The 2500-nt window shown below is 54.0% G+C and carries 2 rRNA genes (1 of these 2 only partly in view); both read right to left on the minus strand.

From position 1 onward, the window contains the following. Positions 1 to 242: 242 nt before the first annotated feature. Positions 243 to 357 (minus strand): 5S ribosomal RNA (rrf, locus tag FHW16_RS28565). Positions 358 to 579: 222 nt separating this feature from the next. Beyond that, positions 580 to 2500, minus strand: a 23S ribosomal RNA gene (locus FHW16_RS28570) (it continues 1046 nt past the right edge of the window).

The following is a 2500-nucleotide window of genomic DNA, read 5'->3' on the forward strand; positions in this document are numbered from 1 at the left end:
CGGTCGGACGGGGAAGCTGTTCCACCCCGCGTCACCATATCCGGCGATTGCCGTTTTGTCTGTGCTCGGGCGTTTGCCCTGCGGTCAGACTGAGCGGTTTCAGCCGCGTTTTCCGTTGTTTGGACGGAATGTAATTATGCTCTTACATTGTTGTTATTGCAAAAGCAAAAGGCCGCGAGAAGCGGCCTGATTGGTATGTATGGAATTGTTTGTTTTGTTTGATTTCATGTTGCTATTTGCAGACCTGGCAGCGACCTACTCTCCCGCGTCTTGAGACGAAGTACCATTGGCGCTGGAGCGTTTCACGGCCGAGTTCGGAATGGGATCGGGTGCAGCCGCTCCGCTGTAACCACCAGGTCAGCAAAGAGCAACGATGAAAGAGAAGCTGGTTTTGTTGTCGTTTCGGTTGTTTTCAATGGCTTGCGCCATTGACGGTTATCGATCTTCCGGGCGTTAGCCCGCAAGGCCGACTGGCCGTCGCGGCTTATGCCGCGCGCTGTCGCAGCGCCCGCCCCAAAGGGGCGATACGGCGCGTGAGACAGATCATCTGACGTTGTCAGATGGATATAAGTAATGAGAATGATCAAGCCAATCGAGCTATTAGTACCGGTAAGCTTCATGCGTTGCCGCACTTCCACACCCGGCCTATCAACGTGGTGGTCTTCCACGGCTCTCGAGGGAATACTCGTTTTCAGGTGGGTTTCCCGCTTAGATGCCTTCAGCGGTTATCCCGTCCGTATATAGCTACCCTGCTATGCGGCTGGCGCCACAACAGGTCCACCAGAGATACGTCCATCCCGGTCCTCTCGTACTAGGGACAGATCCTGTCAATATTCCTACACCCACGGCAGATAGGGACCGAACTGTCTCACGACGTTCTGAACCCAACTCACGTACCGCTTTAAATGGCGAACAGCCATACCCTTGGGACCTGCTCCAGCCCCAGGATGCGATGAGTCGACATCGAGGTGCCAAACAACCCCGTCGATATGGACTCTTGGGGGTCATCAGCCTGTTATCCCCGGCGTACCTTTTATCCGTTGAGCGATGGCCCTTCCACGCGGGACCACCGGATCACTATGACCGACTTTCGTCTCTGCTCGACTTGTCAGTCTCGCAGTCAGGCGGGCTTATGCCATTGCACTCGACGACCGATTTCCGACCGGTCTGAGCCCACCATCGCGCGCCTCCGTTACTCTTTAGGAGGCGACCGCCCCAGTCAAACTACCCACCATACACTGTCCCGGATCCGGATAACGGACCGCGGTTAGACATCCATATAGGTAAGGGTGGTATTTCAAGGATGACTCCACGAAGGCTGGCGCCCCCGCTTCAAAGTCTACCACCTATCCTACACATGCCGACACGAATGCCAGTGTAAAGCTATAGTAAAGGTGCACGGGGTCTTTCCGTCTAACCGCAGGAACCCCGCATCTTCACGGGGAATTCAATTTCACTGAGTCTGCGTTGGAGACAGCGGGGAAGTCGTTACGCCATTCGTGCAGGTCGGAACTTACCCGACAAGGAATTTCGCTACCTTAGGACCGTTATAGTTACGGCCGCCGTTTACTGGGGCTTCGATTCAAAGCTTGCACCTCTCCTCTTAACCTTCCAGCACCGGGCAGGCGTCAGACCCTATACGTCGTCTTGCGACTTCGCAGAGCCCTGTGTTTTTGGTAAACAGTCGCTACCCCCTGGTCTGTGCCACCCTCCTCTACTTGCGTAGAAAAGGGTCACGCTTCTTCCGAAGTTACGCGTGCAATTTGCCGAGTTCCTTCAACGCAGTTCTCTCAAGCGCCTTGGTATTCTCTACCAGTCCACCAGTGTCGGTTTAGGGTACGGTCTATACGCGGGAGCTATTTCCTGGAACCGCTTCGAAGCCCTTCCAATCCAATAAGGAAGAACAACATACGCGATCCGTCACTACCCGCAGGCCCACGAATATTAACGTGGTTCCCATCGACTACGCCTTTCGGCCTCGCCTTAGGGGCCGGCTAACCCTGCTCAGATTAACTTTAAGCAGGAACCCTTGGACTTTCGGCGAGGGAGTCTCTCACTCCCTTTATCGTTACTCATGTCAGCATTCTCACTTCTGATACCTCCAAGAGCCCTCACGGGTCTCTCTTCAACGGCTTACAGAACGCTCCGCTACCACTTGCCTATTGCTAAGCAAATCCACAGCTTCGGTGTATGGCTTTAGCCCCGGTACATTTTCGGCGCAAAGACCCTTATTTAGACCAGTGAGCTGTTACGCTTTCTTTAAATGATGGCTGCTTCTAAGCCAACATCCTGGTTGTTTTGGGATCCTCACATCCTTTCCCACTTAGCCATAACTTAGGGACCTTAGATGGTGGTCAGGGTTGTTGCCCTCTTCACGACGGACGTTAGCACCCGCCGTGTGTCTGCCGATTAGTACTCTTCGGTATTCGGAGTTTGGTTAGGTTTGGTAAATCGGTGAGATCCCCTAGCCCATCCAGTGCTCTACCCCCGAAGGTATTCG

The organism is Phyllobacterium myrsinacearum (assembly GCF_014138285.1).
GTDB classification, from domain to species: Bacteria; Pseudomonadota; Alphaproteobacteria; order Rhizobiales; family Rhizobiaceae; genus Phyllobacterium; species Phyllobacterium myrsinacearum_A.